Consider the following 4656-nt stretch of genomic DNA (forward strand, 5'->3'; position numbering starts at 1 on the left):
CACCGAGCCTTTGCCGTAGCTCTTTTCGATCTGGGCCATCGCCAGTTCGAGAGCCTTCTCGCGGTCGGGGGCTTGCGCCATGGTGCCTCTCCTATGGTTCGGTGTGTTCGGTGACCGGTGTCGGTCGGTTGGCCGTGACACTAGAGAGGGCCACCGACAAGTTGACTCACCGAACGTTTCCCACAGTAGCCGAACACCTGTTCGATTCAAGCGGACACGCCGAACCCGGTGACAGCGTGTGGCAACATCGGCCACCGAAAGGCGCTGACGGGGCCCATACGCTCGAGCAAACCGGTGTGAATCCGGTGCGGTCCCGCCACGGTGACCGGGATGGGGATCGCCCCCTCCCGAGAGCCCAGATACTCACCGTCAGCGCTTCCTCACGACAGCTTCCTCACGACAACTGGGGCGGATCTCCCCAGAGAGGCCTGGTTGCGCATACATGACCGTGCGAGACATCTACGCTGGGCTGGCCGAAATATCTACCTACAAAGGGTTTTTCGCGCTGACCATCGGCGGTGACGCGGCCGGGTGGCATCCGGTCCGGCAGGCCTACGCCGACGGGTTCACCGACTTGGTCGAGGCCACCGCCCGGCGCTATCACACGACGGATCTGCGGATCAGCGCCTCGCTGGTGCACCTCGGCCACGCCACCCGGCTGTGGTCACCCATGCTCGCGTGCGCGCTCGGTCACGGTGTCGTCCCCGACCTGGCCGACCTGCAACGCGCCGATGACGGGGCGCAACTGCGGTTGCCCGCTCCGGTCGGGATCCCGGCCTGCTCACCGGACGCGCTCTACCGGCTGGTCGTGCACGAGCACATGCAGGAGCTCGCCGCCGGTCTGCGAGTGGGGCTGGCGCCCGCGCTGCTGGCGGGCAACATCTCCTCGGCGCTGATCGGAGCTGCCCGGGCCCTGCTCGCCGCGCGGCCCGACCTGGGCGCGCGGATCACCGAGATGGTCCGCGCGCTGCAGGGCACCGGTGTGCTGGCCGGATCGGGCGTCGTCACCGGCCCTCCCCTGGGCTTCAGACGTCGTAGTTGCTGTCTCTTCTATCGCCTGCCCGGCGGATCCGTCTGCGGCGACTGCGTCTTCGAGAAGCCACCGTCATCGAACCGGAGATTGAGTGTGCGTCCAGGGCTTTGAGTGTGCGTCCAGGGCGGGAAAACGGCCCCGATCGCGCCACCGCTACACACTCGAAGCCACAAGCGCACACGCAACGCCGCCATCGACGGATTCACCACTGGTCACGCGGCACGTCGAAGTCGACGCACAGGGCCCGCCACACGTCGCGGGGCTCGACCCCGTCCTCGATCGCCTGGGCGGCGGTGCGGCCGCCGAAACCGGTCAGCACGTGGTCGGCCAGCACCGAAGAGCCGTACGCCGCACCGAACCTCAGGACCACCCGTTCGTTGAATTCCGTTAGCCGCACGCCAGCAAGATACCCATCGGGCAGGAGTCGGACACCGGCCCCGTCACCGCCAGCTGGCCGGCAGATCGGTCCAGTGGTTGGGGCAGAAGTCCTGGACGGCCTCCGACATGGTGGTCCGCGCGCGCTCCGCCGACATCCTGGAGCGCAACTGCATGAAGGCGTATTCGACCGGCTGCAAGCCCTGTTGAGCGGCAACCGGGTCGTCCATCAACTGGCATGCCTGCTGCTCGTCGCCGCTGTCCGCGCGCGCGACGCCCGAGCTGAACATCAAGGCCAGAAGCAGGCCGCCGGCGGCGATCGCCCTCATTGCCATTGCCCTCCCGTCGCGATCCGGCCCGTCATCCCGTCCGGGCGAGCGCTTCGTGGCACACGCGGACCGGATCGGCCACACTGGCGATGCTAGCGGCGGCGGATCGGGCGGCCGCCCGATAACACGGCGACGACAGCACCTCGTTGACCGCAGCCACCAGCGCCTCGGGGGTCAGCGGCCGGATCAGCCGCCCGCTGCCCTGCCGGACCACCCGGTTGGCCATCTCCCACTGATCACCGCCCCCGGGCACCACCACCAGCGGCACCCCCGCCAGCAGCGTCTTGGCCACCATGCCGTGGCCCCCGCCGCAAATCACCAGGTCGGCGTGCGTCAACAGCTCCGCCTGGCTGCCCAGCCCGACCACCGCCCACGGCGGCACTCCCAGATCCGCACCGCCCAGCCGCGAGACCACCAGCCGCGATCCCGCCGGGAGCGTCTCCCCCGGCCTCAGGTGAGCCAGCGCGACCTCGGCGAGTCCCTCGGTCCCGGTCAACGCGGTCGACGGCGCGACGACCACCACGGGCCCCGAGCCGGGCGGGATTTCCAGCACCCGATCGGTCGGTTCGAAGTGCAGGGGCCCCACCAGCACGGCCTCCGCCGGCCAGTCCGGCCGCGGCACCTCGAGGGCCGGCAGGGTGGCGATCAGGCGCCGCAGCGGCCCGGGGTCACGGGCGGGCAGCCCGATCTCCACCCGCACGGCGGCGCGCTGCCGCAGGCCCGCGCGCCAGGATCGCGCGGTGAGCGCGCGCATGATCGCATCGCGGAGCCGGCCGCGCAGGCCGGTGCCCGGCGCCAGCCCGCTGCCTATCGGCGGCAACCCCTTCGACGGCAGGTACAGGGGATGCGGGTCGAGCTCGATCCACGGGATGCCCAACAGCTCCGCGGCCATGCCACCAGCGGCGGTGATGACGTCGGACACCACCAGGTCGGGCGCCAGGTCGCGCAGCGCAGGCGCGTTGAGGACGGCCATCCGCGCCGCGCGCCGATGGATGCGGGCCCCGGCGTCGACATCGTCGTCGGTGGCCACGAGCCCGTCCAGCACGGCGGCGTCGATGCCGGCGGCGCGGGCGGTGTCGACCCACTCCGCGCCGGTGAACAGCGTCGGCTCGTCGCCGGCGTCGGCGAAGCGTTGGCACAGCGCGATCGCGGGGAACGAGTGACCGGGATCCGGCCCGGCGACCACAGCGACACGCATCGGCCACACCCTGCCACAGCGCGCGACCGCCACGCTCGCCTACGCTGGCAGTCATGACCGAGCTGACCGGTACAACCGTTGCGAACACCCGCACGGTCGAGGGCTTTCTGAACGCCCTGCAGGACGCGGATTACGACGCCGCCGACGCGGCACTCGACGACAACCTCGTCTACGAGAACGTCGGGTTGCCGACGATTCACGGCCGCGCCCGGGCGATGAAGCTGTTTCGCCAGATGGACGGCCGGGCCGCCTTCGAGGTGAAGATCCATCGCATCGCCGCCGACGGCGGGGCGGTGCTCACCGAGCGCACCGACGCCCTGATCTTCGGCCCGGTGCGGCTTCAGTTCTGGGTGTGCGGCGTGTTCGAGGTCCACGACGGGCGAATCACGTTGTGGCGCGACTACTTCGACTTCTTCGACATGTTCAAGGCCACCCTTCGTGGCCTGGCGGCCGTGGTGCTGCCGTCGCTCAAAGCGACGTTCTAGCCACGGTCATCAGCTGGCGCCGCGCAGCCCGCCGAGTTCGTCGAAAGCCTGCGCCCAACCGACCAGGCGGTCGGTCGCCCCGGCCAGCTCGGCGCGGTAGCGCTGCGAGGCGGCCAACTGATCGCCGTTGGCCGACGACACCAATTGGGCTGCGGCGGTGACCATTTCGTTGTACTGGCGCACGCCTGCACTCAGCTGTGCGGTGAACGCGTTGATGGTCGGCACCAGATACGACCGCGACGATTCGCTGGACTGCGCCGCCCGCTCCATCGACACCACCTCCGCGGCGGTGGCCGCCATGGCCGCCGAGGTCTTGTTGGCGGCCGCGGTCAGGTCGCGGATCTCGGCCGTGGGCAACATGGAGCCCCGCTCGATCACGTTCAGCAGCGACAGGAAGCCGCGTTCGGAGGCGCCCAGCGCGTACATCGCGGGCCGCGCCGCCGAGCCGGGCGGCGGCAGCCGACGGACGTTCGTGGGGCGCGGCGTGGGCAGCGGCTCGGAACGCAGCCACCGGTAGCGGAACAGCAACAGCGTCGCGGGGATGGCCATGACGACCGCGACGGCGCCGGTGATCTCCAGCAGCAGCGCGAACCAACCCCAGGCCGCCAGCAGCATCGTCACGGCCGCCCAGAACACGCATCCGGCGCTGAAGATCAGGCCCCAGCGCAGCGCCCGGCGACGCCGCCGCAGCAGTCGCGCGCGGGGGTCCGCGGCGGCGCTGATCTTCTGGGCCACCAGGTCCGACAGGTCGGCGGCGGTGGCCAGCCCACGCCCGAGCAAGGTGCGCCAGAGCCCCCGCTGCGTCTCGGTCACCGCCACGATACCGCGCTACTGGCCAAAGGGCTTTTCGGTGGCCGCGCCCCCGGTGGTCTCGGCGGGCGCGGGGGCCGCTTCCGGAGTGGCCCCGGCCGCGGGCGTCGCCCCGGTCGGCAACGCCTCGCCGCGCATCGACGCGCGGATCTGCTCCAGCCGCGAGTGACCGGCCATCTGCACGCCGGCCTGCTCGACCTCGAGCATCCGGCCCTGCACCGAGCCCTGCGCGAGCTCGGCGGCCCCGACCGCGTTGGCGTAGCGGCGTTCGATCTTGTCGCGCACCTCGTCGAGGTTGGGCACGTTGCCGGGCGCGGCGATCTCGCTCATCGACCGCAGCGAGGCGCTCACCTGTTCCTGCATCTTCGCCTGCTCGAGCTGGCTGAGCAGCTTGGTGCGCTCGGCGATCTTCTGCTGCAGCACCAT

General features: G+C 70.9%; 8 protein-coding genes and 1 riboswitch. Of the genes, 2 read left to right on the forward strand and 6 right to left on the reverse strand.

The features are described from left to right. On the reverse strand, positions 1 to 81 hold an 81-nt coding region (locus tag A9X04_RS32445; protein WP_369829001.1), incomplete at its 3' end, for a hypothetical protein. Positions 82 to 251: 170 nt separating this feature from the next. After that, positions 252 to 386, forward strand: a riboswitch (cobalamin riboswitch). Positions 387 to 442: 56 nt separating this feature from the next. On the opposite strand from A9X04_RS32445, the gene A9X04_RS22925 reads away from it, so the two are divergent. Then, positions 443 to 1144 carry a (2Fe-2S)-binding protein gene (locus tag A9X04_RS22925; protein WP_067925450.1) on the forward strand — a complete coding sequence of 234 codons (702 nt, stop codon included), beginning with the start codon at positions 443 to 445 and terminating at the stop codon, positions 1142 to 1144. 91 nt (positions 1145 to 1235) lie between these two features. Here the strand turns inward: A9X04_RS22925 and A9X04_RS22930 are convergent, their stop codons facing one another. The 3 genes from A9X04_RS22930 to A9X04_RS22940 are packed head-to-tail and all read right to left on the reverse strand — an operon-like array spanning position 1236 to position 2935. After that, positions 1236 to 1454, reverse strand: coding sequence for a DUF3046 domain-containing protein (locus tag A9X04_RS22930; RefSeq protein WP_197509328.1), 219 nt, complete (start codon positions 1452 to 1454; stop codon positions 1236 to 1238). 19 nt (positions 1455 to 1473) lie between these two features. Beyond that, a complete protein-coding gene (locus A9X04_RS22935; protein WP_067925459.1) occupies positions 1474 to 1737 on the reverse strand; it encodes a hypothetical protein in 264 nt (87 codons plus the stop codon). 31 nt (positions 1738 to 1768) lie between these two features. Then, positions 1769 to 2935 carry a glycosyltransferase gene (locus tag A9X04_RS22940; protein ID WP_067925462.1) on the reverse strand — a complete coding sequence of 389 codons (1167 nt, stop codon included), beginning with the start codon at positions 2933 to 2935 and terminating at the stop codon, positions 1769 to 1771. Between the two features lie 53 nt (positions 2936 to 2988). On the opposite strand from A9X04_RS22940, the gene A9X04_RS22945 reads away from it, so the two are divergent. Beyond that, positions 2989 to 3420, forward strand: coding sequence for a limonene-1,2-epoxide hydrolase family protein (locus A9X04_RS22945; RefSeq protein ID WP_067925453.1), 432 nt, complete (start codon positions 2989 to 2991; stop codon positions 3418 to 3420). A 9-nt stretch (positions 3421 to 3429) separates the two neighbouring features. Here the strand turns inward: A9X04_RS22945 and A9X04_RS22950 are convergent, their stop codons facing one another. After that, the gene (locus A9X04_RS22950; protein ID WP_067925456.1) at positions 3430 to 4239 is read right to left on the reverse strand and encodes a hypothetical protein; all 810 of its coding nucleotides are present in this window, start codon (positions 4237 to 4239) and stop codon (positions 3430 to 3432) included. 9 nt (positions 4240 to 4248) lie between these two features. Further along, the coding region (locus A9X04_RS22955) for a PspA/IM30 family protein (protein ID WP_197509325.1) at positions 4249 to 4656 on the reverse strand (408 nt) is incomplete at its 5' end.

This window comes from Mycobacterium sp. E3247 (assembly GCF_001667785.1).
Taxonomy (GTDB): Bacteria; Actinomycetota; Actinomycetes; order Mycobacteriales; family Mycobacteriaceae; genus Mycobacterium.